This window comes from Roseateles sp. DAIF2, assembly GCF_015624425.1.
Taxonomy (GTDB): Bacteria; Pseudomonadota; Gammaproteobacteria; order Burkholderiales; family Burkholderiaceae_C; genus Kinneretia.
The window spans coordinates 2692751-2719510 of sequence record NZ_CP049919.1 but is presented as its reverse complement, the minus strand read 5'-3'; the positions used below and the strand labels follow the sequence as shown (position 1 = coordinate 2719510).

Genomic DNA, 26760 nt, shown 5'->3' with positions numbered 1-26760 from the left:
CATGCGGCCGTCCGCCTGTTTGCTTGAGCTCTTTTCACATGAGTATCGACACCCGCCCGCACACGGCCGTCCAGATCCAGCTCAACGGCATGGGAGATCTGGTCTGGCATGCGCAGTACCTGCGCTGCATCGCCGAGCAGAGCCGCGACGGCCAGATCACCCTCATCGCCCCGCCGACCGCGATGGCCCGCGACCTGATCGGCCATGAGCCCTGGCTGCGCGAGGTGGTCGACTTCGACCGCCGGCCCCGCCGCGTCGAGCGCCGCCGCGGCCGCCACAGCGGCCTGCCGGGCCTGATGCGCCTGGGGGCCGAGCTGGCACCGAGCCGCTTCGACCGGATGATCATGTTCTCGGACCATCCGGGCCGTACGGTCATCGTCTGCTGGCGGGCCGGCATCCGCCAACGCATCGGCTACGGCGCGACCTGGCTGCAGCGGCTGATGCTGAGCAAGACGCCCTGGATCGACTTCTACGACGGCCCGGATGTCCGCAGCTATCACGAGGCCACCCGCTTCGCGATCACCCAGGGCTTCTGTGATGCCCCCATCGTGCCCCGCATCAGTGTGCGGCCCGATGCCGTGGCGCGGATGAGCGAGCGCCTGGCCGGCCTGCCCCGCCCCCTGTATGCGCTGGCGATCGGCTCCTCCGAGCCCTGCAAGCAATGGGGCGCCGCCAACTTCTCCGCGCTGGCCACCCTGCTGATCGAGTCCGGAGGCGGCGTGTTCCTCACCGGCGGCCCGCTCGAGGCCGAACTGGCCGAGGAGATCCTCGGCGGCATCCCGGCCGAACTCCGCGGCCGCGCGCTGGCCGTCACCGATGGCAGCGCCGCCGACACCGTGGCGGCCATGTCGCTGGCCACGGTCTGCATCGGCAACGACACCGGCGCCACCAACATCGCCGCGGGCGTCTGCACGCCGAGCTGGGTGCTGCTCGGCCCGCGCCCCCCGCTGCCCCATGACCCCGAGATGCTGAAGCTGCTGCAGGCGCCACAGCTGGCCGACATCCAGCCGGCCGAGGTGGTCCGGCAGGTGCTCGCGAGCATGGCCGCCCCGCTCGCCACTCACGACCCACTTTCCCGACCATGAGCCTCCAGCCCCCAGCCAGCACGCCGACGATCTATCTGGACCTCACGGATCTGATCCTGTGGGTCAAGAAGCATTCGAACGTCACCGGCATCCAGCGCGTGCACCTCAACTACGCGCTGCATTCCCTCGACAAGGGCGTCAAGTTCATCATGTTCCACGGCCGCGCCTGCAAGCGGGTCAGCCTGGTGGCCCCCGAGGTGGTCGAGTACATGGGCGCCCTGCTCTCCGGCCAGATCGAGCCCGATGCCGCGCGGCTTTATCGCCTGTGCCCGAATGCGCGCCTGAGGCCGTGGAAGGACTACCAGGACAAGTACCGCGACAAGCCCGCCAAGTACTACTGGCACACCTCCGCGAGCGCGCTGCAGTTCTACATCACCCAGCTGCTGTTCCAGCGCCGCATGCCCGCGCCCGAGTTCAAGCCGGGCGACGTGCTGCTGAATGTCGGCCGCAGCTGGATCATCGGCGGCTATGTGCAGAACATCGAGCAGCTCAAGCGCCAGCATGGCATCTCGGCGCAGATCCTGCTGCACGACGTGATCCCGGTCGGCTTCATTCAGAAGTCCAGCGAGAGCCGGATCTTCACCCAGTTCATCAAGGAGAGCTTCCGGGCCTTCGACCGCTTCTTCACCAGCTCGGAATACAACCGGGGCGAGATCCGCAAGTACATGCTGGAGTTCACCGGCGCCGAGAAGCCGATCGAGAAGTCCCTCTTCGGGCAGCACATCAATTCGGAAGGCGTGGCCAAGGCGCCGCTGCCCGCTGGGCTCACGCCGGACCGCTACCTGCTGACGGTCGGCCGCGTGGCCGAATCCAAGAACCAGGCGCGCCTGCTGCAGGCCTGGGCCCGGGTGATCGAGACCCGACAGGATGCCGGGCTGCAACTGGTGGTGGTCGGCAGCGTCAACAAGAAGTACCAGGCGCTGAACGAGATCCTGAAGGCCAAGCCCGTGCTGCAGGAACGCGTGCGCTTCGTCAGCAATGCATCCGACGAGGAGCTCGACGCGCTGTACCGGGCCTGCCATTTCACCGTGTTCCCGTCGCTGATCGAAGGCTACGGCCTGCCGGCGGCCGAGTCGGTCAGCTACGGCAAGTTCTGCCTGGCCTCCCATGCCGCCTCGATCCCCGAAGCGGCGGGCGAGCATGCGGGCTTCTTCGATCCGCTGGATGTCGACGACATCTACGCCAAGCTGGTGCAGTTCATCCAGGACCAGCCCCTGCTGCGCGAGCGCGAGGCCCTGATCCGCGCCACGCCGCGCATGTCCTGGGCCGAGGCGACCGCCGACCTGCTGGCCAAGGCGCGCCGCCCGATCCGCGCAGCCGCCGGCTAACGCCGCGTGAGCAGTTGGTCCACCGCGGCAGCCAGGCTTTGAGCGATGCTGGCTTCTAACCCCGGCGGCAATTCGGGCAGCGGTCCCTGCCCGTTGGGCGTCAACAGGAAAGCCCGGCCGACCTCGGCGCCCTGGGCCGCCTCGATGTCCGAGGCCTTGTCGCCGAACATCACCGAGCCGCCCAGATCGATATCCAGCACTCGGGCGGCCCGCAACAGCATGCCGGGCGCCGGCTTGCGGCAGTCGCAGCGGATCCGGTAGACCGGCAGTTGTGCATCCGGCAGATGCGGGCAATGCTCGATCGCCGCCAGCCGCACGCCCTGCGCCGCCAGATGCTCGTGCAGCTGCGCGCTCAGGCGCTGGAAATCGGTCTCACCATACATGCCGCGGCCGATGCCCGACTGGTTGGTCACCACCACCAGCAGATAGCCGGCCTCCTGCAGGCGCCGCATCGCCGCCACCGCCCCGGGCACGAACTCGAAATCCTCCCAGCGGTAGACATAGCCATGGTCGATGTTGATGACGCCGTCCCGGTCCAGGAAGGCGGCCTTGCGCGTCCCGCTCATCGGGCCGGCGTCCCGCGGATGCTGTGCACCAGGGCCGTGGTCGAGTAGCCCTGCACAAAGGGGATCGCCAGCGAGCGGCCACCCCAGGAGCGCACCAGCCGCGTCTCCTCCAGCGTCTCCATGTCGTAGTCGCCGCCCTTGACATAGATGTCGGGCCGCACCCGCGCCAGCAGGGCCACCGGCGTCGCCTCGGCGAAGAAGGTCACGGCATCGACGCCGGCCAGGCCGGCCAGCACCAGGGCGCGGTCTACATCCCGATTCAGCGGGCGCTCCGGCCCCTTGCCCAGGCCGCGCGCCGAGGCATCGGTGTTGACGGCCACGATCAGGCTGCCGCCCAGCTGGCGCGCCGCATGCAGATAGCTGACATGGCCACGATGCAGCACGTCGAATACACCGTTGGTGAAGACCAGGGGACGCGGCAGCCGGGCCAGGCGCTGCGCCAGGGCCTCGTCGCTCAGCGTCGCGGCGTCGATCAGCTTGTCTTCCAGCGCCCAGCTCGGCGTCGCCGTGCTCATTGGGTAATCTCCGGGCTTCGCACTGCGGCGCGAGCCCCCTTCGGGGTGGCCGGGCGGGGACTCATGCGCTCAGCTCCTCGTAGCTGACCGTCGCGGTGCCGAACTTGCCAACCACGATGCCGCCCGCCTTGTTGGCCAGGCGCATCGCTTGGCTCAGCGGCAGGCCGGCGCTGAGCAGCACGGCCAGGGTGGCGATCACGGTGTCGCCCGCGCCGGTGACGTCGAAGACCTCGCGCGCACGCGCCGGCTCATGGGTCACGCCCTCGGCGTCGAACAGGGTCATGCCCTCCTCCGAGCGCGTCAGCAGCACCGCGCCGACATCGATGTCCGAACGCAGCTGCCCCACCTTGCGCAGCAGTTCGGCCTCGTCGCCCCAGGCGCCGGTCACCTGTGCCAGTTCGGCGCGATTCGGCGTGATCACGCTGGCGCCGGCATAGCGGCGGTAGTCGCGGCCCTTGGGGTCGATCAGCACCGGCTTGCCGGCGGCACGGGCCAGCTCGATCATGCGCGGGATATGGGTCAGCCCGCCCTTGCCATAGTCGGAGAACAGCACCACATCATGCCGGGCCAATTGCTCCTGGAAGGCATCCAGCATCTCGCCCAGCACCTCATGGTCGGGCTCGTTCTCGAAGTCCACGCGGATCAGTTGCTGGGCGCGGCCGATCACGCGCAGCTTGACGATGGTGTTGAGCTTGGGGTCGTCGCGCAGCGCGGTCTCGACCCCTTGCGCATGCAGGAGCTCGCGCAACCGGCGCGCGGGCTCGTCCTGGCCCACCACGGTCAGCAGGGTCGCGCGCGCGCCCAGGACCTTGACGTTGAGCGCCACATTGGCCGCGCCGCCCAGGCGCTCCTCCTCGCGCTCCACCCGCACCACCGGTACCGGCGCCTCCGGGGAGATGCGATCCACCGCGCCGTACCAGTAACGGTCCAGCATCACATCCCCCACCACCAGCACGCGGCGCTGGGCCAGCAACTCGCGGCCGGGCAAGCCTGCGGCATTCGTCTTCATGTCGGAAGCGCCCATCTCAGTCCAGGCCCATCTCGGCTTCGATCACGCCGCACAAGGTATGGCCGATCAGGATATGGGCCTCCTGGATGCGGGCCGTCACCGCATGCGGCACGATGATGGCCGCGTCGCAGAGCCCGGCCAGTTGGCCGCCATCGCGGCCCAGCAGGCCCAGCGTGAAGACGCCCAGGACTCTGGCCGCCTCGACCGCCCGCAGCACATTGCCCGAATTGCCCGAGGTGGAGATCGCGACCAGGCCGTCACCGCTGCGTGCCAGCGCCGTCAGCTGGCGGGCGAACACCTGGTCGAAGGCATAGTCGTTGCCGATGCAGGTCAGCGCCGAACTGTCCGTGCTCAGCGCGATCGCCGCCAGCGGGCGCCGGTCCTTGATGAAGCGCCCGGTCAGCTCGGATGCCAGATGCTGGCTGTCCGCGGCCGAACCGCCGTTGCCGCAGAACATCAGCTTGCCGCCCGCGCCGAGGATGCGCGCCAGCTGCTGCCCGGCCGACTGGACGGCCGGCTCCAGGGCATGCAGCCCGGCCATCAGTTGCTGATGTTCGGCGAGATTGCGAAGAAACAGGGAACTCATCGGATCGGGTCTCGAGGCGGTTGAAGCGGTTCGCGCCACCTTCCCGAGGCGGCACCGGCGCATGATTATCGGGCCATGGCGCGGGCGGCCAAGCCGGCAATCGAGGCGACAATACCGCTCCCGCTTCACCCGGCCCTCGGGCCGCCAGCCTTGATGTCAGCCGTCCCGGACACGAAAGCCACCCTCCGAAGCCTGCTGGTCTTTGTCCGCCCCTACCGCCTGGGCGTGGCCCTGACCCTGCTCGCCTACCTGGCCGCCGCGGCCACCGAGCCGCTGATCCCGGAGCTGCTCAAGCGCGTGTTCAAGCCCGGCTTCGAGCAGGAGACCTTCTCGATCTGGTGGGTACCGATCACCCTGATCGGCCTGTATGTGGTGCGCGGCCTGGCCAGCTTCGCCGGCCAGTACCTGCTGAACTGGACCGTGCTGCGCAGCGTCAACGACCTGCGCCAGGCCCTGGTCAACGCCCTGCTGCGCGCCGACGCCAGCGTCTATACCAGCCTGCAGCCCGGCATGGCGGTCACCAAGGTGATCAACGACCCGCAGCAGTCGCTCTCGATGCTGGGCCATACCCTGGGCACCCTGCTGCGCGACGGCCTGCCCGCCGTCGCCATGCTGGTCTACCTGTTTGCGCTGAACTGGAAGCTGACGCTGATGTCCATGGTGACCTTGCCGGCCATGGCCTTCGTGGTCAAGAAGGTCAACCTGCGGGTGCGCAAGATGGGCACGCTCAGCTACGACGCGCAGATGAACCTGGCAGCCAAGGTGGACGACGTGACCCGCGCCTGGCGCGTCGTGCGCAGCTTCGACGCGGCCAACCATGAGCGCGAGCGTTTTGCCGATATCTCCATGGAGGTGCGCCGCAACTCGCTGAAGCAGGCCGCCGCCGGCGCGCTGAACCAGCCGCTGTCGCAGCTGGTGGCCAGCGTCGGGCTGTCGCTGATCGCCAGCATCGCGCTGCTGCAGGCGCGCAGCGAACAGGCCTCGGCCAGCGAGTTCGTCGCCTACATCACCGCGCTGCTGCTGCTGATCTCGCGCCTGCGCCACCTCAGCGACCTGGCCACACCGATCACCAACGCCACCGTGCTGGCGCGCGGCTGCCTGCAGCTGCTGGATCTGCCGGCCGAGCCCGACGCCGGTCAGCGCGAGCTGCGCGGCCCGGTGCAGGGCGAACTGCGGCTGCAGCAGGTGCGCCTGCAATACCCCGGCGCCGACAAGCCGGCGCTGAACGGCCTGGACCTGCTGATCCCGGCCGGCAAGACCACCGCCCTGGTCGGCGCCTCCGGGGCCGGCAAGAGTTCGGTGATCCATCTGTTGCTGGGCTTCGGCCGGCCCGATGCGGGCCGCATCCTGCTGGACGGCCTCGACATCACCGAGCTGAAGAAATCCGAGCTGCGCCGCCAGTTCGCGGTGGTGTCGCAGGACATCGTGCTGTTCGACAGCTCGGTGGCCGACAACGTCGCCTATGCCCAGCCGCGCGACGAGGCCAAGCTGGAACAGGCGCTGCGCGCCGCCCATCTGTGGGACTTCGTGCAGGGCCTGCCGCAGGGTCTGGAAACCAATGTCGGCGCCAACGGCAGCAAGCTCAGCGGCGGCCAGCGCCAGCGCCTGGCGATCGCGCGCGCTCTCTACAAGGATGCACCGGTCTGGGTGTTCGACGAGGCCACCTCGGCGCTGGACACCGAGAGCGAACGCGCGGTGCAGCAGGCGCTGGACCAGTGGCAGGGCAAGAAGACCCTGATCCTGATCGCGCACCGCCTGTCCACCGTGCGCGCGGCCGATGCGATCCATGTGCTGGCCGACGGCCGCGTGCTGGAGTCCGGCAGCCATGCCGAGCTGCTGGCGCGCGACGGCGCCTATGCCGCGATGGTCCAGGCCCAGCTGGGTGACTGAAGAAAGATGAAAACATGCCGGCGCCGGTGGCTCGCGATGGCGCTGCTGGCGCCGGGCTGGCTGTGGGCGCAGCCCCATCTGCTGGAACTCAATCAGGCCGACCGCGCCGAGCTGGAATCGTTGCCGGGCATCGGCCCGCAACTGGCCGAGCGCCTGCTGGCGGCACGCGCCCAGGGCCCGTTCGCCGACTGGGCCGAGCTGCGCCGCCGCGTGCGCGGCATCGGCCCGGCGCTGGCGCGGCGCCTCTCCGACGCCGGCCTGCGCGTGCGCGGGCGGGCGCTGGAGGAGGCGCCGCCCGCGGCAACCGCCTCGGCATCCAGCGGCTGAAGGCGCGCCTCGTCGATCAGCCCGCCAGCGCCCGCGCCGCCTCGTCGATCAGCGCCGCCACCTCGGCCGGCCGCGAGGCCAGCGAGGCATGGCTAGCCGGCAGGCTCAGCAGCTTGCGTGGCTGCATGCGCTCGGCCATGTGGCGCTGGTTGTCCGGATGGATCATCCGGTCCTCGGTCGAGAGCTGGTACCAGCTCGGCTTGTGGCGCCAGGCCGGCACATCGATCGTGTCGCCGAAGGTGCCGGCCAGCGGCGCCTTCTGCGTGACCGCCATCACCAGCGCCTCGTCCGCGCTCAGGTCCTGGCAGAAGCTTTCATGGAACTTGTCGTGGCGGGCCCAGAGGTAGCCGTCGCTGTCCGGCTCGATATTGGCGATCGCGGCGGGCGGCCGCGCATGGGTGATGCCACCCGGGCTTTCGCCGGCATCGGGCGCGAAGGCCGCGATGAAGACCAGGCCCTGCACCTGCGGCAGATTGCCGGCCTGGCTGATCACCGCGCCGCCATAGGAATGGCCGACCAGCAGCACCGGCCCGGGCTGCTGCGCCACCATCTTGCGGGTGCGCTCGGCGTCATCGGCCAGCGCGGTCAGCGGCAGTTCGACCGCGCGCAGGCGTTGATGCCCCAGGCGCGCCAGTTCGACGATGGTCTTGCTCCAGTGCGCCGCGCCGCCCCAGAAACCATGCACCAGGACGATGCTCAATGCTTCACTCATGATCGGGTTCCTTTGCTCAAGATGATGATCGATCGGGCTCCCTGTCACGGCATGCATGCTATGCCGCCCCGGCGCTGCGCGGTGCGATCAGATGCCCGCCAAAAGGGGCATAGCAGATCCGGGGCGCCTCAGCCCGGGATGCTCTCAACGAAGCCGGCGCGCCGGCGCCGCATCGCGGCCGGATCGACCGTCGGCGCCTGGGCCGGCCAGCCGAAGAAGCGCTGCACCTCGGCGCGGCGCGCCAGGGTGTCGGCCATGCCCAGCATGATCAGCTCGCCGGTGAAGGCCGGCTCGAACAGCAGATAGCTGGTCAACGCCGAACCGCTGGCGCCCTTGCCTTCGCCGGCCACGCCGACGCTGCGCAGCAGCCCGCGCATGCTGGGTGGCAGGCTGCCCTGGTGCTCGGCCGCCAGCTCGTCCAGGCGCCGGCTGGGCGCGATCACCAGCACCTCGACCGGGCGCAGCGGCGTGTTGCGCCGCGCCTCGGGCGGCAGCAGCGACAGGGTATGGTTGATGCGCTGCAGCCGCTCGACATCGACCGCCAGTGCGTCCAGGAAGATGTTGGACAGCGCATGGCCGGCGATCTGGGCCATGCTGGGATGGCCCTCGTTGATCACCTCGCGCCGCCCCGGCGGCTCATGCATGCGGCCGGCGCCGATCACCAGCACCCGCTCGGCGCCCAGATGCACGGCCGGCGAGATCGGCGCGCTCTGGCGCATCGAGCCGTCGCCGAACCATTCCGGCTGGCCATCCAGTTCCAGCTGCTCGGCCGGGAAGATGAAGGGAATGGCCGAGGAGGCCAGCAGATGCTCGATGCTCAGCCGCGTGCGCACCGCCAGGCGCTGCGAGCGCTGCCAGGGCGCGATCGGCGCATGGGTTTGATAGAAGGTCACATGCTGGCCCGAGGTGTAGCTGGAGCCGCTGATCGCCAGCGCCCGCATATGGCCCTGGTCCAGCATCTTCTCCAGCCGCTCCAGCCGCACCCAGCGCCGCAGCAGATCGCCCAGCGGCGCGTTGTCCAGCAGGCTGCGAGGCCGGCTGCGCTTCCAGCGCGCCAGCGCCCAGCCCAGGCTCATCATCGTCATCCAGCGCGCGCCGGTGCGTATCACCCCCAGCGAATCGGCCGCATAGACCTGCTCGACATGGATGTTCTGCCAGATATGCATCAGCCCGTCGACCGCGGCGTCGAAATCGTCCGCGATGCAGGCCAGGGTCGCCGCATTGATCGCGCCGGCCGAGGTGCCGGCGATGATCGGAAAGGGGTTCAGCCCGGTCGGGCCGCCGACACCCGCGTCGCGCCGCAGCTGCGCCAGCGCCGCCAGCACGCCGACCTGGTAGGCCGCACGGGCGCCGCCGCCGGTCAGGATCAGGCCAGTGATGGGGATGGGGCTGCCGAAGGATGTACTGGGCTGCTGCGACACCCCGCCAGCTTACGTCCAGATACAGCCCCCGATCATCCGATCTCACCCGATGCCGGCCACCAAACCCGCTTTGTGGCGCCGCTGCCTCGCCCGTAACCAGCGCCGCAGGCGCTGCGGCAGGCTCAGCCCCTGCAGCGGATAGTCCGGCACCGGCCGCCCGGCCAGCGCGTAGTAGCGCTCCAGCAGACCGGAGCGCAGCAGGGCCTGCTCCTGCGCCTCGCAGGCGAAATGCGCCACCAGCACATCGCCGACCACGCAGCCATGGCGCCCGGTCAGCGAGGGCAACACCGCCGACAGCCATTCCTCCTCGTCGGCATCGTCGGGACAGAAGCGCTGGCCCAGCCTGAGCACGTCCTGACCCCAGAAGCCCAGGCAGTTGATCGACAGGCGCGACAGCGAGACCGGGAAATCCGGCACCCGGAACGGCTCCAGCCGGCCCTGCTCCACCTGGGCCAGGAAACGCTCGTGCAGACGCAGGGCGAACGCCGGGCAGGCTCCACCGAGCGGGTCCGAGGCCTGGCAGCTCAGCCGCTCCGGCAGCTCGAGCTTGGCGTGGTGCTTCAGCAGCCAGCTGCAGATCGCGTTGTTGACCACCAGGGCCGACCACCACAGCGGCACCGGCCGCCCCAGCAGCTGGGCCGCCTGGCGCTGCGCCCGCGCGGTCTGGCGCAGCCGCTCGAGCGCGCCGGGTTCCAGGTAGACCACATCGTCGTCGATCTTGATGTAGAAGGCGCGCGGGTCGTCGCAGCGGCGGTAGAAGCGGTTGCTGCTGCGATGGCAGCCCTCGAAGGCCGGGATGGAGACGACACGGATGCGCGGGTCGCGCTGGGCCAGGCGGCGCAGATAGACCCGGTCGCTCTCCCGGCGGCAGTTGTCCCACAACTGCCATTCGTGCAGCCCGGGCTGGCTCAGCAGATGGTGGGCCAGCAGCTCCAGGTAATGCTCGCGCCCGGCGGGCGTGACGACGACAAGTTTGCTCGGCATGCCCGGATCATCCCGATGCGGCCTGAGATTTGCATGAACCGCCGGATGGGCCGCGCGGCCCAGCAGCTGTCACCGAAGCAAGTGACAAATGCGCTTCACGGGGCAATGAAACAGGGCGGCGTTGACCGTACGCAATGGCCGCCGCGCGCCACCCTTTAGCGTTGGGAATCCGGCCGATGCCCATGCCATCCCATGCAGCCCGCGCTGCGCGAGGAGACCCCGATGAGCCCAGCTCCGCTGCTGCCGCTATGCCTGTCGATGGCCGGCCTGCTCACCCTGTCCCTGCCGCTACGGGCCGCCCCCCCGAGCTCTCGTCCGAGCGCCTGGAGACCCTGCGGCGCCAGTTTGCCGAACAGGCCCAGCGGCTGGATGCGCTGAAGCGCTCGATCGCCAATGAGGAAGCCCGCATGTCGGAGGCCCTGCGTGCGCTGGGCCTGGAAGCGCTGGCAGAGCGCCGCGGCACCGGAACGCAGGTAGTGGCCGCCGCCGAGCCGGCCGCCGATACCGGCGCCCGCGCCGCCGAGGTGGAACCGCTGCGCGACAACAGCCCGCAGCCGGCCAATGTGGCCCAGATCTTCGATCAGTCCGGCATCCTGACCCCGCACCGCAGCCTGGTGCTGGAGCCCTCCTTCCAGTACTCCTACTCGTCCAGCAACCGCGTCGCGCTGGTGGGCTACACCATCATCCCCGCCATCCTGATCGGCGTGATCGATGTGCGCGAGGTCAAGCGCAACACCTTCACCGGCACCCTGGCGGCGCGCTACGGGCTCAGCAGCCGCCTCGAGATCGAGGCCCGCGTGCCCTATGTGCGGCGCTCCGACAGCAGCATCGGCCGCGAGATCCTGAAGGAAACGGGCTTCGCCACCAATGTCGCCTTCGATTCCAGCGGCCATGGCATCGGCGACATCGAGCTGGGCATGCGCTATCAGCTCAACGACGGCGGGGTCGACAAGCCCTTCTATGTGGCCGGCCTGCGCCTGAAGACGCGCACCGGCCGCGACCCCTTCGAGGTCGAGACCAACAACAGCGTCAACGGCCTGCGCGACGGCGTGCAGGCGCAGCTGCCGACCGGCTCGGGCTTCTACGGCCTGCAGCCCAGCCTGACCGTGCTCTATCCCTCGGACCCGGCGGTGCTGTTCGGCTCGATCAGCTATCTGCACAGCTTCAAGCGCGACAACGTCGTGCGCAAGACCAATGACGGGCCGCAGGAGCTCGGCAGCATCCAGCCCGGCGGCGTGCTGGGCTTCAATTTCGGCATGGGCCTGGCGCTGAACGAACGCTCGTCCTTCAGCATCGGCTACGACCACAGCTCGGTCGGCAAGACAAAGCAGAACGGCACGACCGCGGCCGACGCGGTGCGCGTGCAGCTCGGCACCCTGCTGCTCGGCTATGCCTATCGCCTAGGCCCCAAGAAGACGCTGAACTTCACCCTGGGCGCCGGCATGACCCGGGACACGCCCGACATCACCCTGACCCTGCGCATGCCGATGAATCTCTAGCCGCCCACGCTGCGGCTGTGCGGCGCTAGCGGCGCAGCGAGTCGGTCACGCCTTCGCGAATCGTCGTCTGCAGGTTCAGCGAGCGCAGCATCTGCATGCTGTTGACGGTTGCATTGATGACCGTCAGCGCCTGGATGCGCTGGTCGTTCAAGCTGTTCTGAATCACCGTGCCCGGCATCGCCGAGGGCAACAGCAGCTGTGGCGCCACGCTGTTGCCCGCGCCGCTCTGGATCAGGGCCAGGCTCTGGCCGGCAGCGCCGGTGGCTTGGCCCTGGCCATTCAGGTTCAGGCTGGTGGTCGTGACCAGGGCGCCGTTGATATAGACGCTGCGCTCGATGCCGAAGGAGACCTGCAGGCCGTTGGGTCCGCTGAAGCCGCCACGGATCGCGTCGAGCGAACGGCCGTTCAGCGCCAGCCGGGTCTCGCCCAGCGCCTGACGCGGACTGCCGGGCGGGCGCGGCGCCTCGTTGGCCGTCGGGCGGCAAGGCGCTTCCTCCGGCTTGCGTGATGGCAGCTCCTCGCCTTCCCTGCCGCAGGCCAGCGGCAGCGCCACCTGGGCAATCGGCGGCGTCGAGCCATGGCCCGGCAGAGGCGCCGCCAACAGGCGATTGACGGCCGGCGGCGCGGGAACGGTCGGGTCGAGCCTCGGCACGCCATCGCGCAGGCGCGCCAGCACCGGATCGGCCGGTGCTGGCGGCAGGCTGGCGTGCCGGGGTTCCGGCGCGTCGGGGATCGCTGGCGGACCCGCTTGAAGCTCGGGAGCGGGTGCCGGATTCAAGTCCCATGCGGCCGGTGGTGCAACCGGATGCATCGAGCCCGCCAGCGAAACCTTGCGTCTTTCCTGCGCTTCCGGCTCCTCAGGGGGCGCCGGCCTGGGTCGTTCCGCGGACGGATCGAAGCCGAGCATCGCGGCGATCCGCCGTGGATTCATGCCCACTGCCTCGAGCTCCTCGGCCACCGGCAGGCCCTCGGCCTCGACATCGGTGGTGTTCGGGCGCGCCGGATCGCTACGCGTCAGGATGTGCGAGACCTGGCCGGACAGCGTCTTCTCGCGAACCGGCATCGGCGCCGCGGGCTCGCGTTCGACGGTTTCCTCCGGCGCCATGCGCTGAATCGCCAGCACCAGCCGGCGTTGCAAATCTTCATCCCGCGCGGCCACTGGAGGGGCTGCGGGGATCGGGATCGGATCGATGGCCGCAGGCGCCTCGGCTTCAACAACCGGCTCTTCGGCCGGCTGCGCTGCGGCAGGCTCGGGCATACGGGGCAGCTCGGCCAGGGGCAGCCGCGACAACTCGCCCACCGGCTTGTACAGCGGTGGCGCCAGGCCCAGCGGCACGATGCAGCCACCGCCCAGCAGCGAAACCAGGCAGGCCAGACGTCGGGTGGAGGTGTTCATGATGCGTCCGGCCTTCACGACTCAGAAATCCCCGGGGCCCAGCTTGGGCAGCAGCATCGAGCCCAGGCCGTTGCGATTGATGGCCAGGTCGGTCGGTGCCCGGGGCACGATCTTCCATTCGGCATCCAGGTTGAAGCGCGCCCGGTCCTGCTGGTTGTTGATCACGAACAGGATCTGGTTGGTCCAGATCTGCTGGAAGCTGGCCTGGCTCATCGCGCGCAGGCCGCCGGACGGATCACCGATCAGCACCCGGCCCTGGCGCAGGCCCTTGATGACGATGAAGTGGTGATAGCCCTGCTCCTGGATCAGCGCGATCGCGGGGATGTTGGCGCGGCCCAGCATCTCCAGCGTCGCCTCGAAGCCGTTGGCCTCGAAGCCGAGCGTCTGCAGATAGCGTTTCATGTCGAGCAGCGAGAAACCCTCGCGCTTGATCTTCTCCTGGTCGCCATGCCGGTACATACCCTCGAACACCGTCTGTTCGTTGACGCCGTGCCGGTAGTGATGGGCCAGCAGGGTGGCGATCGCCGCCGAGCCGCAGCTGAAGTCGAACTGCTGACGGATCGTCGAGCGAAAGCGCAGCTCGCGCAGGCTGGTGGTCGGCACCGAGAAGGCGCCACCGATCTGCAGCGGCGGCTCCACGGTACCGGCCCACGCACCGCCCGCCAGAAACATCAGGCAGCACAGCGCGTTCGCTTGCTTCATCGTCATCCTGCGGCCCCGCTGGCTACTTGAGCTGAACATTGATGATGGTCGCGCTCTGGATCAGCACGTTGTTGCCGGTGTTCTGCACCAGCATCGGCACGCCCGACATGCCGGACAGGGCTCCCTGGCTGACCAGGTTGCCGCCGGTCGAGACATTGACCGCGCGGTTGTCGGCCACCACGCCGCGCAGGCTCATGTCGTTGAAGGTGTCGGTGCCGCCGCGCTGCCCGCCCAGCCGCTGCGCATCCAGCGGCCGCGCCTGCAGCGGGTTGTTGGCAAGCGCCGGGCTGGGGACCGCGGGGGTCTGCAGGACCTCCTGCGCCAGCACCAGCCCCTGACCCGCCAGACCACCCAGCAAAGCAAACAGCGGCAGTACCGCAAACCTGTGGTGATTGCCCATGGCACACCTGCTTTCTCGTAGGTGGCGCCATGCCGGGACAACGGCCCCGGCATGGCGCGCTTCCAGCCGCTTGCGCTGCTACTTGCCGACGTTCAGGTTGGCCTGCACGTTGACGCTTTGCTGCACCAGGGCCGCCATGCCGCTGTTCTGTGCCGCCACCATGATGCCGGCCGCCGACATGCCGACGCTGGTCATCGCGTTGGACATGTTGAACACCCCGGCGCTGACCGCCAGCGTGCCGCCATTGCCGCCAGCGCCGCCGGTCGCACCGTTGCCGACGCCGCCCGCGCCGGCACCGCCCTGGCCGCCCGCGCCGTCACCGCCCTGGCCGCCCTGACCACCGCTGCCACCGACCGCGCCCGTGGCGCCGTTGCCGGCGGTGGCGCTGCCATTCGAGGCCGAGGTGGAGGCGCCGCCATTGGTGGCGCTGCCATTGGTGGCCGAGCCGCCCGAGCCGCCGCCGCCGCCGTTGTTGGTGGCCTGCGCGCCGCTGCCCGCGGTCGAGGTCGCGGCACCACCGGACGAGGAGGATGTGCCGGTATTGCTGCCGCTGGTCGAGGTCGCCGCGCCGCTGCTGCCCGCGCCGCCGGTGCTGGACGAGGTGCTGGCGCTGGTGCTGCCGCTGGCCGTAGCGCTGCCGGTGGCGGCGCCGCCGCTGCTGGTGCCGCTGTTCGTGCCCGCGCCGCCGGAGGCGGTCGCCGCGCCCGAGGTCCCCGCGCCGCCCGCGCCGCCAGTGCCGGCACCGGTCGCGCCGCCATCGCCGCCGCCGCCGCCTTCGGTGCCATTGCCGCCGCTGCCGGCGCTTCCACCGCCGCCGCCGCCGCCGCTGCCGGCACCGGCCAGGCTGCCCGCGGCGCTCCAGCCGCCCTTGGCCATGCCGGCCACGCCGCTGCTGCCGCCGCTGGACTTGTTGTAGGCATCGGTCGAACCGCCCGAGGACCTGCTGCCCGACAACGCACTGCCGCCCGAGGCCTTGCTGTCCGAGTTCGCATGGCCGGTGTCCTGCAGATTGCCTGAGACGGCCGAACCGCCGATGCTGCCGGCGCTGCCGCCGCGGCCGCCGCTCGCATCGCGGGCCGAGCCGCCATCGCCACCGCTGCCGGCGCGTGCCGAGCCGTTCATCGCGCTGCCATTGCGGGCATTGCCGGCCGAGGCACTGCCGTTGTTGGCATCGCCGCCGCTGCCGCCATTGCCGCCGTAGCCGCCATCGCCCGCCGAGCCGCCCGAGCCACCAGTACCGCCGGCCCCGGTACCGCCGCGGCCATCGCCGCCATAGCCCGCGCCGCCCTTGCCACCGGCGCCGCCGCTGACACTACCGCCATTCGATGCGGTATTGCCGATGCCATACACGGTCACATTGGAGACCGAGCCTTCCAGCTTGCTGCTGGCGACGGCCTTGCTGTGGTTGAAGGAGTTGGTCAGATTGGCGGTGCTGGTCGCGCCGTTGTTGGCGGCCGCCGTGCCGGAACCATCCGCCGCGGCGCGCCCGGAGTTCTCGCGGTTGTCGCCCGACTTGTCGATGCTGGTCGTGCGGGTGTCGGTCTTGCTGACCGTCTTCGTGCTGGTGCTGGTCTTGTTGACCGTCTTGTTGTTGGTCTTGTTGACCGTGCTGGTGCTGTTGTCCTGCACCGCCTTGGAATACTCGTTCGCCGTCGGCCCGGTGTTGTTCGTCTGGGTCGAGGTCGCCGCCGCCGACTGGGTGACCGAGTCGGCCGTGTCAGCATTGTTGTTGTTGACCGGATTGGCCCACACCGTACTCGCACCGCCAAAGGCCAGCGTGATCGCTGCGGCGATGACCGTCTTTCTCATCGTTGTCATAGATCGCTCCTTGCTTGTTGAGTGAGTGAGTCCTGCGCAAATTGGCACGAGGGCCAACCGGCAAGCTCTATGCAGGATTGATGCCATGCCAGATTCCGAATCCAAACCATTGATTCATAAGAAGAATTCTGCTGACTCCGGGACTCGGCGCTGCGCCATGCGCGTCGGACCGGTTCGAGTTGTCTCAAGCCTGAGACGCCGCGCTGGGCCGCCGCGTCGGGGGCCGGCCGAGAGACCCGAGCAACCGCTTCGGAATCCCTCAGGATTCAGTCACTTGGCGGGACGACCCGGCCAGTTGCAAGGCTTTGCGACGGGTGTTTCGCCCATGACACATATTGCGGCTTGAAGATCCGGAGGTACCGTCAATTGCCGATGTCGTGCTTGGCCATCAGGCGGTACAGGGTCGCGCGCGAGACGCCCAGTTGCTTGGCCGCCAGCGTGACGTTCTGGCCGGCCTGATTCAGGCTCAGGAAGATCGCGACGCGCTCCGCCTCGGTTCGGGCGTCGTCCAGCGCTTCCCAGCCGTTCGCCTCGCGTTCCGGCGGCTGGATACCGAGGTCCGCCGGCGTGATCACCCGCCCTTCCGCCATCACCATCGCGCGCCGCACGCGGTTGATCAGCTCGCGCACATTGCCGGGCCAGTCATGCGCGGCCATCGCACTCAGCGCACGCTGGCTGAAGCCGCGCAGGCCGGGGCTGCGGTCGGTCGCGAACTGGTCGAAGAAGTGGCGCGCCAGCAACTCGATATCGCCGCGCCGCTCGCGCAGCGGCGGCACCTGCAGGGGGAGCACATTGAGCCGGTAGTACAGGTCCTCGCGAAAGGTGCCGGCCGCCACCGCCGCCTGCAGGTCCACGTGGGTGGCCGCGATGATGCGCACATCCACCCGCAGGCTCTGCGTCGTGCCGACCCGCATGATGGTGCGCTCCTGCAGCACGCGCAGCAGATTGACCTGCAGCTCCATCGTCAGATCGCCGATCTCGTCGAGGAACACGATGCCGCCGTCCGCCGCTTCGAACAGGCCGCGCTTGTCGCGGTCGGCACCGGTGAAGGCCCCGCGCACATGGCCAAACAGCTCCGACTGGATCAGCGCGGCCGGGATCGAGCAGCAGTTGATCGAGATGAAGGGACGATCCGCCCGCGCCGAGTATTTCTGGATCGCCTGCGCCGCCAGCTCCTTGCCGCTGCCGCTCTCGCCGCTGATCAGCACCGGCGCATCGACCTGGGCGACGCGGCGGATCTGGCGCAGCAAGGTGCCGATGGCCGGGCTCTGGCCGACGATGGGCGTGTCGGCCAGCCGCGGCGGCGGCCCGGCGCTCGAGGCGCGGCGCAGCGCGGCATGCCCGCTGGCATGGCCCAGGGTCTGGAGCAGGCGCTCGCCATCGGCCGGCAAGGTGTGATGGTCGAACAGGTGATCGAGGATCAGGCGCTGGCAGGTCTGGCAGCTCAGCGATCGCTGGCCGAAGGCGCCCACCCAGGCCTGCGCGCTGTGCATCTCCACGAAACCCTGCAGTTGCTCCAGCTGGCCCTCGGCCGGCTCGAGCGCCAGCAGCAGCCCGACCAGGAAGTCCCGGCTCTGCAACAGCCGGTTCGCAGCGGCCTCGCTGGCCGCCACATGGACCTCCCAGCCGGCCTCGCGCAGCAGGGCATAGACCCCTTCATGGGCCGATGCCTCATCAGCGATGCAGATCACCCGGTTCTCGCACATCTTCTTGCCGACCTCAGGCCGGCAGCATGCCTTTCAACCGGGTTTGGCCATTGAGTGAACGCAAGCGGGCAGGGTTTGCATGTCCCTAAATCAAGTGAGATCGAGGGCATCGCCGCGCCGCGACCGGCGGATCGCCGGGTTGGAGCGGACCGGTGTGCGCGCCGCGATGGCCGGATCCGCATGGCGCCGCACGCTTAGGCCGACCAGACCGCGCGTGTTGCGCGCCAGCTCCCGCAAACGCTCCAGGTCGAGGATGTCGATGTCCCGGTTGTCGACCTGCAGATAGCCCCAGTCGACCAGCGCGCTGAAGGAGCGGCTGATCGTTTCATGGGCCAGGCCCAGATAGCTGGCGATGTCGCGCCGGCACATGCGCAGCAACAGCCGCAGCGGTGACTGCCCGCAGGCCTGCATGCGATCGGACAGCTGCACCAGGAAACGCGCCAGGCGCACCTCGGCCGCCACCGCCGCCATCAGCTCGACCACATCGCCGCAGCCTTGCAGCTGCCGGCTGGCGGCCCGGTGCAGCATGCGGTTCAGCGCCGGCACCCGGGTCTCCAGCCCCAGGATCTCGGCATTGCTCAGCGTGAAGACCGCGGCGTCCTCCAGAGCTACCGCTGTGCTGGAATGCTGGCGACGGCACAGGCCGTCGAAGCCCAGGACCTCGGCCCGGCCGACAAAGCTCAGCACCTGCTCGTAGCCGTCCTCGGCGGTGCGGTAGACCTTGAAGGCCCCGCGCGTCACGAAGCTGATGGACTGGGCCGGACTGCCCTCGCGAAACAGCACGGCGCCGGCGGACACCGGTAGACCGCGGACCGGATAGCCATCGCTGCCGGCATCGGCCTCCTCGGCCGCATCCATCAGGCGCAGCAGGTCCGAGAGGCAGGCATGGCGCCCGGGATCGGTGTGATGTGGCCCAAGATCGGCACGGCCTGCACCGGCGCGCCAGCGAGACTGGTCCATGGCATCTCCTTGCCCGCTACGGCCGCCCGCAAGACGCCACGGGAACCCCGGGGTTCCCGACCTGCCTTCTGTGTGCACGCCTGCGATTGATGCGGCCACCAGTCCCTGAGCCGCGAAGCATCCTGCGAAGCCCGGTCCGATGCAACCCCTCGCTTCATGTGACGGGAGCAGGGGACACGCGCCCTCGTCACGCCCCTTACTCGACCTCGTAAACGATGCGTGCGGGCTCCGGGCTCAGCTCGGCAAAGCGTTGCAGCGCCTCGTCGCAGGGCCAGAAACGGCTGTCCTCGCCGAGATCCAGCCTGGCCTGGCCCTGGGCCAGGAAATGGTGGGTCTGCACCTTCAGGCCCTGGCTGACCGTGCCCTGCTCGCTTTCCACCTTGCGCGCCGGCCAGGTCTTCACGACCTCGGCCAGCGGCGGCAAGCTGCTCTTGACCGGCAGGTAGACATAGCGGCCGAAGCGCGCGCGCGCCGCCGTCAGGCTCCAGATCTGCTGGATGTTCATGCGCAGGCCGCCGGAGAAGCGATCGTTCTGCACCTTGCCCGAGACGATGATCAGCTCGTCCTCGGCCAGCTGTTCCTTGTTGGCGTTCAGCAGCTCCTCGTTGGCCACTGCCTCGATCGCATCGCTCTTGTCGTCGAGCTTGAAGATCGCGACCCGGCCGCGGTTGCCGTTGATCACCCGCATGTCGCTGACGATGCCGGCCACCATCACCGGCTCACGGCTGTCCTGCAGCTCAGCGATGCGGCGCTTGACCATGCGGCGCACCTCCTCGCCGCTCTGGTCGAACAGATGGCCGCTGAGGTAGTAGCCGATCGCAGTCTTCTCGAGGCTGAGCTTTTCCTTGATGCTCCAGGGCGCCACCTCGACCAGCGGCGGCTCCGCGGTCGAGGAGCCATGGGTGCTGTCGTCGAAGTCGAACAGGCCGCCCTGGTTGGCGTTGGCCTGCAGGTTGTCGGCATAGGTATAGCCCAGGGCCACGCTGGCCAGCAGGCGCGCGCGGTCGGGCTCCAGCGCGTCGAAGGCGCCGGCCTTGATCAGGGCCTCGACCACGCGCTTGTTCACCTGCTTGCGGTCCACCCGCACGCAGAAATCGAAGAAGCTCTTGAAGGGCCCACCCTCGTTGCGTGCCGCGACGATCGCCTGGATCGCGCCGACGCCGGTGCCCTTGACCGCGCCCAGGCTGTAGTTGACGCGCTTCGGGCCCAGCGGCTCGAAGCGGTGCACGCCCAGGTTGACATTGGGCGGCTCGAACTCGATGCCGAACAGCTTGGCATCGTTGAGTAGCACCTTGAGCTTGTCGGTGTCGTCCGATTCGATGGTCATGTTCGCGGCGAAGAACTCCGCCGTGAAATGCACCTTCAGCCAGGCCGTGTGATAGGCCAAGAGCGAGTAGGCGGCGGCGTGCGACTTGTTGAAGCCGTAGCCCGCGAACTTCTCCATCAGGTCGAAGACCTCGTCGGCCTTGTCCTGGTCGATGCCCTTCTCCGCGGCGCCCTTGCGGAACATCTCGCGGTGCATGGCCATCTCTTCGGCCTTCTTCTTGCCCATCGCGCGGCGCAGCATGTCGGCGCCGCCGAGGCTGTAGCCGCCCAGCACCTGGGCGGTCTGCATCACCTGCTCCTGATAGACCATGATGCCGTAGGTCTCGGCCAGCACGGGCTCCGTCAACGGATGCGGGTACTCGACCACCTCCTTGCCATGCTTGCGCGCAACGAAGGTCGGGATCAGGTCCATCGGACCCGGGCGGTACAGCGCGTTCAGCGCGATCAGATCCTCCAGACGCGAGGGCTTCGCGTCCTTCAGCATCTTCTGCATGCCGCTCGATTCAAACTGGAACACCGACTCCGTCAGGCCGTCGGAGAACAGCTTGTAGGTCTTCTTGTCGTCCAGCGGGATCTTCTCGAAGGCGAAGTCCTTCTGCTCCGGATAGCGCGCAACGATAAAATCCTTGGCCAGCTCCAGGATGGTCAGGGTGGCCAGGCCCAGGAAGTCGAACTTCACCAGGCCAATCGCCTCCACGTCGTCCTTGTCGTACTGGCTCACCGCGCTGGTCGAGCCGGGCTGCTGATACTGGGGGCAGAAATCGGTGATCTTGCCGGGCGCGATCAGCACGCCGCCGGCGTGCATGCCGATCGAGCGCACCGTGCCCTCGACGCGCGCCGCCAGGCCCAGCAGGCCGGCGACCTCCTCGTCCTCGCGCTCGCGCTCCTCGATCTCGGGCGACTCGTGGCGGGCGTAGACCATCTTGGCCTTGTCCGGGTCGAAGTCCGGCGGCAGCTTGGCCAGGGTCACGGTCTTGCCCGGCGGCGCCGGCACCAGCTTGGCGATCGAGTCCACATGGCCAAAGCCCATGCCCAGCACCCGGCCGATATCGCGCAGCGCGCCCTTGGCCGCCATCGTGCCGAAGGTGGCGATCTGACTCACCGCGGGGCGGCCGTACTTGTCCTTGACGTACTCGATGACGCGGTCGCGATTACCCTGGCAGAAGTCGATGTCGAAGTCGGGCATCGAGACGCGTTCGGGATTCAGGAAACGCTCGAACAGCAGGTTGTACTGCAGCGGGTCCAGGTCGGTGATCAGGAGCACATAGGCGACCAGCGAGCCGGCGCCGGAGCCCCGGCCCGGGCCGACCGGGCAGCCGTTCATCTTCGCCCACTTGATGAAGTCACCCACGATCAGGAAGTAGCCGGGGAAGCCCATCTTGATGATGGTCTCCAGCTCGAACTCCAGGCGCTCGACATAGCGCGGGCGCTGCGCCTCGCGCTTGGCCGGGTCCGGGTAGAGCAGCTTCAGCCGGTCCTCCAGGCCCTCGAAGGAGAGCTTGCGGAAGTAGTCCGCCATCGGCATCTTGCTGCCGTCTTCCAGCAGCGGCGTCGGGAAGTTCGGCAGCTGCGGCTTGCCCAGCACCAGGGTCAGGCTGCAGCGCTTGGCGATCTCCACCGTGTTGGCGATCGCGCTCGGGATGTCGGCGAACAGCGCCTCCATGTCCGCCTGGCTGCGGAAGTACTGGCCCGGCAGGAAGCGCTTGATCCGCTTGGGGTTGGCCAGGGTCTCGCCATCGGCGATGCACACGCGCGCCTCATGGGCGTCGTAGTCCTCCTCGGCCAGGAACTGGATCGGGTGCGTTGCCACCACCGGCAGCTGCAGCTCGGCCGCCAGCGGTACGCTGGCCCGCACCAGCGCCTCCTGGCCCGGCAGACCGGCGCGCTGCAGTTCGATGTAGAAACGCCCCGGGAAGATCGCGGCCAGGCGCTGCGCCCAGTCGCGCGCCTTGGCCTGGTCGCCCATCAGCAGGGCCTGGCCCAGGCCGCCGAACTGCGCGCCGGACAGGCAGATCAGGCCCTCGCCCAGCTCCTCCAGCCACTCCCATTTGACGCAGGCCTGGTTGCGCACCACGTTCTGGATCCAGGCGCGCGACAGCAGCTCACTCAGGTTCAGATAGCCCTGGATGTTCTGCACCAGCAGCAGCAGGCGGGTCGAGGACTTGTCCGAAGCCTCCGGCTCCAGCCAGCAGTCGGCACCCAGGATGGGCTTGACGCCGCTCTTGCGGCAGGCGTTGTAGAACTTCACCCCGCCAAACAGATTGGCCAGGTCGGTCAGGCCCAGCGCCACCTGCCCGTCCTTGGCCGCCGCCTTGGCGGCATCGTCGGTTCGCAGGGTGCCGTCGACGACGGAAAACTCGGTATGGGTGCGCAGGTGAACAAAAGCCATCTGCCAATTGTAGAGAGTGGGCCGAGCCGCCCTCGGGCTTTCGCCGTCAGGCAAAAGCCATGCGTGGATTGACCCGAGAGCTCGTCGTCGCCGGCCAACGGCCGCGCCACAAGCGCCGGCAAGGCGGCTATGCTCGCGCCCCATGCCCAAGACCGCCCTGCTCCCGACCGCGCTGGCCGCGCTGCTGCTGCCGGCCATTTCCGCCATTGCCGCTCCCGTTGCCGCGCCGGCCCAGCCGCCGCCGCCGCTCAGCAGCGCCGAGGTGCTGGCCCAGTCGCCCGCGGGCGACTGGCGCGCGCTCGATCCGGAAAGCACCCTGCTGATGGAGCTGCAGGGCCCGCGCGGCCCGGGCCAGGTGCTGATCGAGCTGGCGCCGCGTTTCGCGCCGCGCCATGTCGCCAATATCCGCAGCCTGGCGCGCGGCGGCTTCTACGACGGTCTGGCCGTGGTGCGGGTGCAGGACAACTTCGTCACTCAATGGGGCGACCCGGACGGTGATGATCCGAAGAAGGCCCGCCCGCTGGGCAAGGCCGAGGCCAAGATCCCGGCCGAGTTCTCGATTCCCTACCAAGGCCTGCCGCTGACCCGCCTGCCCGATGTCGACGGCTGGGCGCCACAGACCGGCTTCGTCGACGGTTTTCCCGTGGCCGCCGATCCCAAGGCCAACAAGGCCTGGCTGGCCCATTGCTACGGCATGGTCGGCGCCGGCCGCGGCAATGCGATTGACTCCAGCACCGGCGCCGAGCTCTATGCGGTGATCGGCCATGCGCCGCGCGGCCTGGACCTGAACATCACCGTGGTCGGCCGCGTACTCAAGGGCATGGAGCTGCTGGCCAGCCTGCCGCGCGGCGGCCCGAACATGGGCTTCTACGAGCAGGCCGAGCAGCGCAGCGCGATCCAGCGCGTGCGCCTGCTGACCGACATGCCCGAGGCCGAGCGCCCGGCCCTGCAGGTGCTGCGTACCGACAGCAAGACCTGGACCGCGCTGCTGGATGCACGCCGCCACCGCGGTGGCTGGTTCGTGCACAGCCCCGGCCATATCGAGGTCTGCAGCGCCAGCGTGCCGACCCGCCCGGTCCCCTGAGGCGCCACGCGACGAAGTTCCCTCCCCCAGCGTGGACCTGCGAACCCTGTTCCTGGCGCAGACCTGCGCCCTGCTCTCCATTGCCGCGATCCTGTGGGTCGCGCGCGGCCCGGCCGACCGGCACAACGGCCTGAGGACCTGGACCCTGGGCGTCAGCGCCCAGGGCATTGCCTATATGCTGCTGGCCGCGGCCGGGCAGCTGCCGCCGCTGCTGTCCGCGGTGCTGGCCAATGCCGCCGGGGGCCTGAGCGTCGCGCTGTTCTTCGTCGCGCTGCGGCAGTTCCTCGGCCGCCCCTGGCATCTCCCGGGCCTGGCCCTGATGGTCGGTCTCGTCACCCTGGTGGCCGCCCTCAGCGGCAGCCACTATGTCGCCTCGACCATCTTCAACGGCTTTGCCTACGGCCTGCTGCAGCTGCTCAACGCGCGCCTGCTGTGGCGCCAACCGGCACCGGCGCTGCAGCGCATCCAGCGCCTGGTCGCGCTGTTCTACCTGCTGATGGGCCTGCTGCTGCCGCTGCGCGCGCTGGCGATGTGGCTGAACGCCGGCTCGGCCCGCTACCTGGACCTGCCGCCGGGCTGGCAGCTGCCGGTCTACCTGTTCTCCTTCGTCTTCATCATCGTCACCAACTTGGGCTTCCTGCACCTGTGCAAGGCGCGCGCCGAGGCCGAGGCTCGCGCGCAGGCGCTGACCGACGAGCTGACCGGGCTGCCGAACCGCCGCGCGCTGGACCAGGCCCTGCACGAGGCGCTGGAGCGCGCCGCCCGCGGCTCGCGCGCCTTCGCGGTGATGATGGTGGACGTCGACCATTTCAAGGCCATCAACGACCGCTTCGGCCACCATGCCGGCGACCACGCGCTGCAGGACTTCGCGCGCCGCCTGAGCCTGGACGGCCGGCCCGGGGAGCGGGTCTTCCGCTATGGCGGCGAGGAGTTCAGCCTGCTGCTGGCCGACACCGAGGCGCCACAGGCGCGGCAGCGCGCCGAGCAGCTGCGCGCCCAGGTCGCGCTGCCGCCGCCCGAGCTGACCCGCGCCCGCAGCGCCAGCTTCGGCCTGACCCATTGGCGCCCCGGCGACAGCGCCGACGCCCTGCTGGGACGCGCCGACATCGCCCTCTATCGCGCCAAGACCCTGGGGCGCAACCGGGTCGAAACAGAGTAACGAACAGCACTCGAGCCGGGCGATGGGCGCACTTTGCCTACAATCCTGCCCTTCCTATGCAGAACCCCGCCATCCTCAACATCTCGGCCTACAAGTTCGTCGGCCTGCCCGATTGCCATGCGCTGCGCGATCGCCTGCATGAGCGGGCGCAGGCGCTGGGCCTGAAGGGCACGGTGCTGCTGGCCGAGGAAGGCATCAATCTGTTCCTGGCCGGGCCGGGCAGCGCGGTGCGCGACTGGGTCGACACCCTGCGCGCCGATGTCCGCTTCGCCGACCTGAGCCCGAAGGAGAGCTGGAGCGAGGCGGTGCCGTTCAAGAAGCTGCTGGTCAAGGTCAAGCCCGAGATCATCCGCATGAACCACCCGGCGATCCGGCCGGACCGCGCCGAGCGCGCGCCGGCGCTGCCGGCCGCGACCCTGGCGCGCTGGCTGGCCCAGGGCCATGACGACGACGGCCGCCCGGTCGTCACCCTGGACACGCGCAATGCCTTCGAGGTCGACTACGGCACGTTCGAGAACGCGATCGACTGGCGCATCGGCAAGTTCAGCGAGTTCCCGGAGGCGGTGCAGCAGCACCGCGAAGCGCTACAGGGCAAGACCGTCGTCAGCTTCTGCACCGGCGGCATCCGCTGCGAGAAGGCCGCGATCTACCTGCAGCAGCAGGAACTGCCGGACACGCCGATCTACCAGCTGGAAGGCGGCATCCTGAAGTATTTCGAGGAAACCGACGGCGCCCATTACCGCGGCAGCTGCTTTGTGTTCGACCAGCGCGAGGCGCTGGACGCCGGGCTGGCCCCGGCCACCGAGATCCAGCGTCCCGCCAGCGAGGCCCACCGGGCCCCCTGAGCGAGCGAGCAAGAGACCGGCCGGCCGAGCGATCCGCAAGCAGTAACAAGCGACCGCCCCGAAGAATGAAGCGCGAACCCCTGGGTCCCGGCGGCTGGCTGCTGCGCCTTGCCGGCCTGCTGGTGCTGGGCCTGGCCCTGGGCCTGGCCGCCTTCCGCGCGCCGGAGCGTCCGCTGGAGAGCCTGGTGGCGCGCTGGGCGCCGCCGCCCTCGGACTTCCTGGACCTGGACGGCCAGCTGGTGCATTACCGCGACGAGGGGCCGCGCGCCGATCCGCGGCCGCTGCTGCTGCTGCATGGCACCGGCTCCAGCCTGCACACCTGGGAGGGCTGGGCCGCCGCGCTGCGGGCCGAGGGCCGGCGCGTGATCACGCTGGACCTGCCCGGCTTCGGCCTGACCGGCCCCAGCGCCGACGGTGACTATCGCGAGGCCGCCTACCTCGATTTCCTGCGCCGCCTGCTGGACCGGCTGCAGCTGCCGCAGGTGGTGCTGGGTGGCAATTCGAGCGGCGGCCAATTGGCCTGGCGCTTCGCGGCCGAGGAACCGGCCCGCGTGGCCGCGCTGGTGCTGGTCGATCCCGCCGGCCAGCCCTGGCCGGGCGGCGTCGAGCCGACGGCGCTGCGCCTGGCGCGCCTGCCGGGCCTGGAACTGATTGCCTCGGGCCTGCTGCCGCGCCGCGTGGTCGAGCAGCAGCTGCGCGAGGCCTATGGCGTGCCGGCCAGGCTGCGTGCCGAGGTGGTGGACCGCCATTTCGAGCTGACCCTGCGCGAGGGCAACCGCGCCGCCCTGGTGCAGGCGCTGCGCCAGCAGCGCCCCGGCCAGCATCTCGAACAGCTGGGCACGCTGCGCCAGCCGACCCTGATCCTGTGGGGCGGGCGCGACCGGCTGCTGCCGCCGGCCCAGGGCGAGGCTTTTGCCCGCGCGATCCCGGGCAGCCGGCTGCAGGTCTTCGAGCCGCTGGGCCACCTGCCGCAGGAGGAGGATCCGGCCACGACCGTGGCGGCGCTGCAGCAGTTTTTGCATTCGCTCAAACCCTGATGCCCGGCGCGCGCCG

The 26760-nt window shown here is 69.5% G+C and carries 23 protein-coding genes; 9 read left to right on the top strand and 14 right to left on the bottom strand.

Going from position 1 to position 26760, the window contains the following annotated elements:
* Positions 1 to 38 precede the first annotated feature (38 nt).
* Together G8A07_RS12505 and G8A07_RS12500 are read left to right on the top strand one after the other, a co-directional pair.
* On the top strand, positions 39 to 1085 hold the full coding sequence (locus tag G8A07_RS12505) for a glycosyltransferase family 9 protein (RefSeq protein WP_195797301.1): 1047 nt from the start codon (positions 39 to 41) through the stop codon (positions 1083 to 1085).
* The gene (locus tag G8A07_RS12500) at positions 1082 to 2413 is read left to right on the top strand and encodes a glycosyltransferase family 1 protein (RefSeq protein ID WP_195797300.1); all 1332 of its coding nucleotides are present in this window, start codon (positions 1082 to 1084) and stop codon (positions 2411 to 2413) included. The genes G8A07_RS12505 and G8A07_RS12500 overlap by 4 nt, the downstream gene beginning before the upstream one ends.
* Here the strand turns inward: G8A07_RS12500 and gmhB are convergent.
* The 4 genes from gmhB to G8A07_RS12480 form a co-directional block, all read right to left on the bottom strand.
* Positions 2410 to 2979, bottom strand: coding sequence for a D-glycero-beta-D-manno-heptose 1,7-bisphosphate 7-phosphatase (gene gmhB / locus G8A07_RS12495; protein WP_195797299.1), 570 nt, complete (start codon positions 2977 to 2979; stop codon positions 2410 to 2412). The two genes, G8A07_RS12500 and gmhB, sit on opposite strands and share 4 nt — an antisense overlap.
* Complete coding sequence (locus G8A07_RS12490) at positions 2976 to 3494, bottom strand: adenylyltransferase/cytidyltransferase family protein (protein WP_195797298.1); 519 nt, start codon at positions 3492 to 3494, stop codon at positions 2976 to 2978. The genes gmhB and G8A07_RS12490 overlap by 4 nt, the downstream gene beginning before the upstream one ends.
* A 61-nt stretch (positions 3495 to 3555) precedes the next feature.
* Positions 3556 to 4503, bottom strand: a complete 948-nt coding sequence (gene rfaE1 / locus G8A07_RS12485) for a D-glycero-beta-D-manno-heptose-7-phosphate kinase (RefSeq protein WP_195797297.1) — start codon at positions 4501 to 4503, stop codon at positions 3556 to 3558.
* A 16-nt stretch (positions 4504 to 4519) separates the two neighbouring features.
* The gene (locus tag G8A07_RS12480) at positions 4520 to 5089 is read right to left on the bottom strand and encodes an SIS domain-containing protein (protein ID WP_195797296.1); all 570 of its coding nucleotides are present in this window, start codon (positions 5087 to 5089) and stop codon (positions 4520 to 4522) included.
* Between the two features lie 153 nt (positions 5090 to 5242).
* On the opposite strand from G8A07_RS12480, the gene G8A07_RS12475 reads away from it, so the two are divergent.
* Entirely contained in the window at positions 5243 to 6979 is a 1737-nt protein-coding gene (locus G8A07_RS12475; protein ID WP_195797295.1) for an ABC transporter ATP-binding protein, read from the top strand.
* Positions 6980 to 7015: 36 nt separating this feature from the next.
* Positions 7016 to 7306, top strand: coding sequence for a helix-hairpin-helix domain-containing protein (locus tag G8A07_RS12470; RefSeq protein ID WP_195797294.1), 291 nt, complete (start codon positions 7016 to 7018; stop codon positions 7304 to 7306).
* 16 nt (positions 7307 to 7322) lie between these two features.
* Here G8A07_RS12470 and G8A07_RS12465 read toward each other — a convergent pair whose 3' ends face one another.
* From G8A07_RS12465 to G8A07_RS12455, 3 genes are all read right to left on the bottom strand, one after another.
* Complete coding sequence (locus G8A07_RS12465) at positions 7323 to 8018, bottom strand: alpha/beta hydrolase (protein WP_195797293.1); 696 nt, start codon at positions 8016 to 8018, stop codon at positions 7323 to 7325.
* 128 nt (positions 8019 to 8146) lie between these two features.
* Positions 8147 to 9439, bottom strand: a complete 1293-nt coding sequence (locus G8A07_RS12460) for a patatin-like phospholipase family protein (protein WP_249937318.1) — start codon at positions 9437 to 9439, stop codon at positions 8147 to 8149.
* Positions 9440 to 9481: 42 nt separating this feature from the next.
* Positions 9482 to 10423 carry a hypothetical protein gene (locus tag G8A07_RS12455; protein ID WP_195797292.1) on the bottom strand — a complete coding sequence of 314 codons (942 nt, stop codon included), beginning with the start codon at positions 10421 to 10423 and terminating at the stop codon, positions 9482 to 9484.
* A gap of 248 nt (positions 10424 to 10671) precedes the next feature.
* Between G8A07_RS12455 and G8A07_RS12450 the strand changes: the two genes are divergently transcribed.
* On the top strand, positions 10672 to 11922 hold the full coding sequence (locus tag G8A07_RS12450) for a DUF3187 family protein (RefSeq protein WP_249937317.1): 1251 nt from the start codon (positions 10672 to 10674) through the stop codon (positions 11920 to 11922).
* 25 nt (positions 11923 to 11947) lie between these two features.
* Here the strand turns inward: G8A07_RS12450 and G8A07_RS12445 are convergent, their stop codons facing one another.
* From G8A07_RS12445 to dnaE, 7 genes are all read right to left on the bottom strand, one after another.
* On the bottom strand, positions 11948 to 13318 hold the full coding sequence (locus G8A07_RS12445) for a hypothetical protein (protein WP_195797291.1): 1371 nt from the start codon (positions 13316 to 13318) through the stop codon (positions 11948 to 11950).
* A 21-nt stretch (positions 13319 to 13339) separates the two neighbouring features.
* Positions 13340 to 14020, bottom strand: a complete 681-nt coding sequence (locus tag G8A07_RS12440) for a C39 family peptidase (protein WP_195797290.1) — start codon at positions 14018 to 14020, stop codon at positions 13340 to 13342.
* Positions 14021 to 14042: 22 nt separating this feature from the next.
* On the bottom strand, positions 14043 to 14420 hold the full coding sequence (locus G8A07_RS27720) for a hypothetical protein (RefSeq protein ID WP_213086272.1): 378 nt from the start codon (positions 14418 to 14420) through the stop codon (positions 14043 to 14045).
* Positions 14421 to 14498: 78 nt separating this feature from the next.
* Positions 14499 to 16238: a hypothetical protein gene (locus tag G8A07_RS12430; protein WP_371816444.1), complete on the bottom strand. Its 1740-nt coding sequence runs from the start codon at positions 16236 to 16238 to the stop codon at positions 14499 to 14501.
* A gap of 362 nt (positions 16239 to 16600) precedes the next feature.
* A complete protein-coding gene (locus tag G8A07_RS12425) occupies positions 16601 to 17944 on the bottom strand; it encodes a sigma-54 dependent transcriptional regulator (protein ID WP_195797289.1) in 1344 nt (447 codons plus the stop codon).
* A 90-nt stretch (positions 17945 to 18034) separates the two neighbouring features.
* Positions 18035 to 18904: a Crp/Fnr family transcriptional regulator gene (locus G8A07_RS12420; protein ID WP_195797288.1), complete on the bottom strand. Its 870-nt coding sequence runs from the start codon at positions 18902 to 18904 to the stop codon at positions 18035 to 18037.
* A 196-nt stretch (positions 18905 to 19100) separates the two neighbouring features.
* A complete protein-coding gene (dnaE, locus tag G8A07_RS12415; protein ID WP_195797287.1) occupies positions 19101 to 22619 on the bottom strand; it encodes a DNA polymerase III subunit alpha in 3519 nt (1172 codons plus the stop codon).
* A gap of 142 nt (positions 22620 to 22761) precedes the next feature.
* On the opposite strand from dnaE, the gene G8A07_RS12410 reads away from it, so the two are divergent.
* The 4 genes from G8A07_RS12410 to G8A07_RS12395 all read left to right on the top strand — a co-directional run bounded on the left by G8A07_RS12410 (position 22762) and on the right by G8A07_RS12395 (position 26744).
* The gene (locus G8A07_RS12410; RefSeq protein ID WP_195797286.1) at positions 22762 to 23703 is read left to right on the top strand and encodes a peptidylprolyl isomerase; all 942 of its coding nucleotides are present in this window, start codon (positions 22762 to 22764) and stop codon (positions 23701 to 23703) included.
* 31 nt (positions 23704 to 23734) lie between these two features.
* Positions 23735 to 24862 carry a diguanylate cyclase gene (locus tag G8A07_RS12405; protein ID WP_195797285.1) on the top strand — a complete coding sequence of 376 codons (1128 nt, stop codon included), beginning with the start codon at positions 23735 to 23737 and terminating at the stop codon, positions 24860 to 24862.
* A gap of 56 nt (positions 24863 to 24918) precedes the next feature.
* The gene (locus G8A07_RS12400; RefSeq protein ID WP_195797284.1) at positions 24919 to 25707 is read left to right on the top strand and encodes a sulfurtransferase; all 789 of its coding nucleotides are present in this window, start codon (positions 24919 to 24921) and stop codon (positions 25705 to 25707) included.
* Positions 25708 to 25772: 65 nt separating this feature from the next.
* Positions 25773 to 26744 carry an alpha/beta fold hydrolase gene (locus G8A07_RS12395; RefSeq protein ID WP_195797283.1) on the top strand — a complete coding sequence of 324 codons (972 nt, stop codon included), beginning with the start codon at positions 25773 to 25775 and terminating at the stop codon, positions 26742 to 26744.
* The last annotated feature ends 16 nt before the right edge of the window (positions 26745 to 26760 follow it).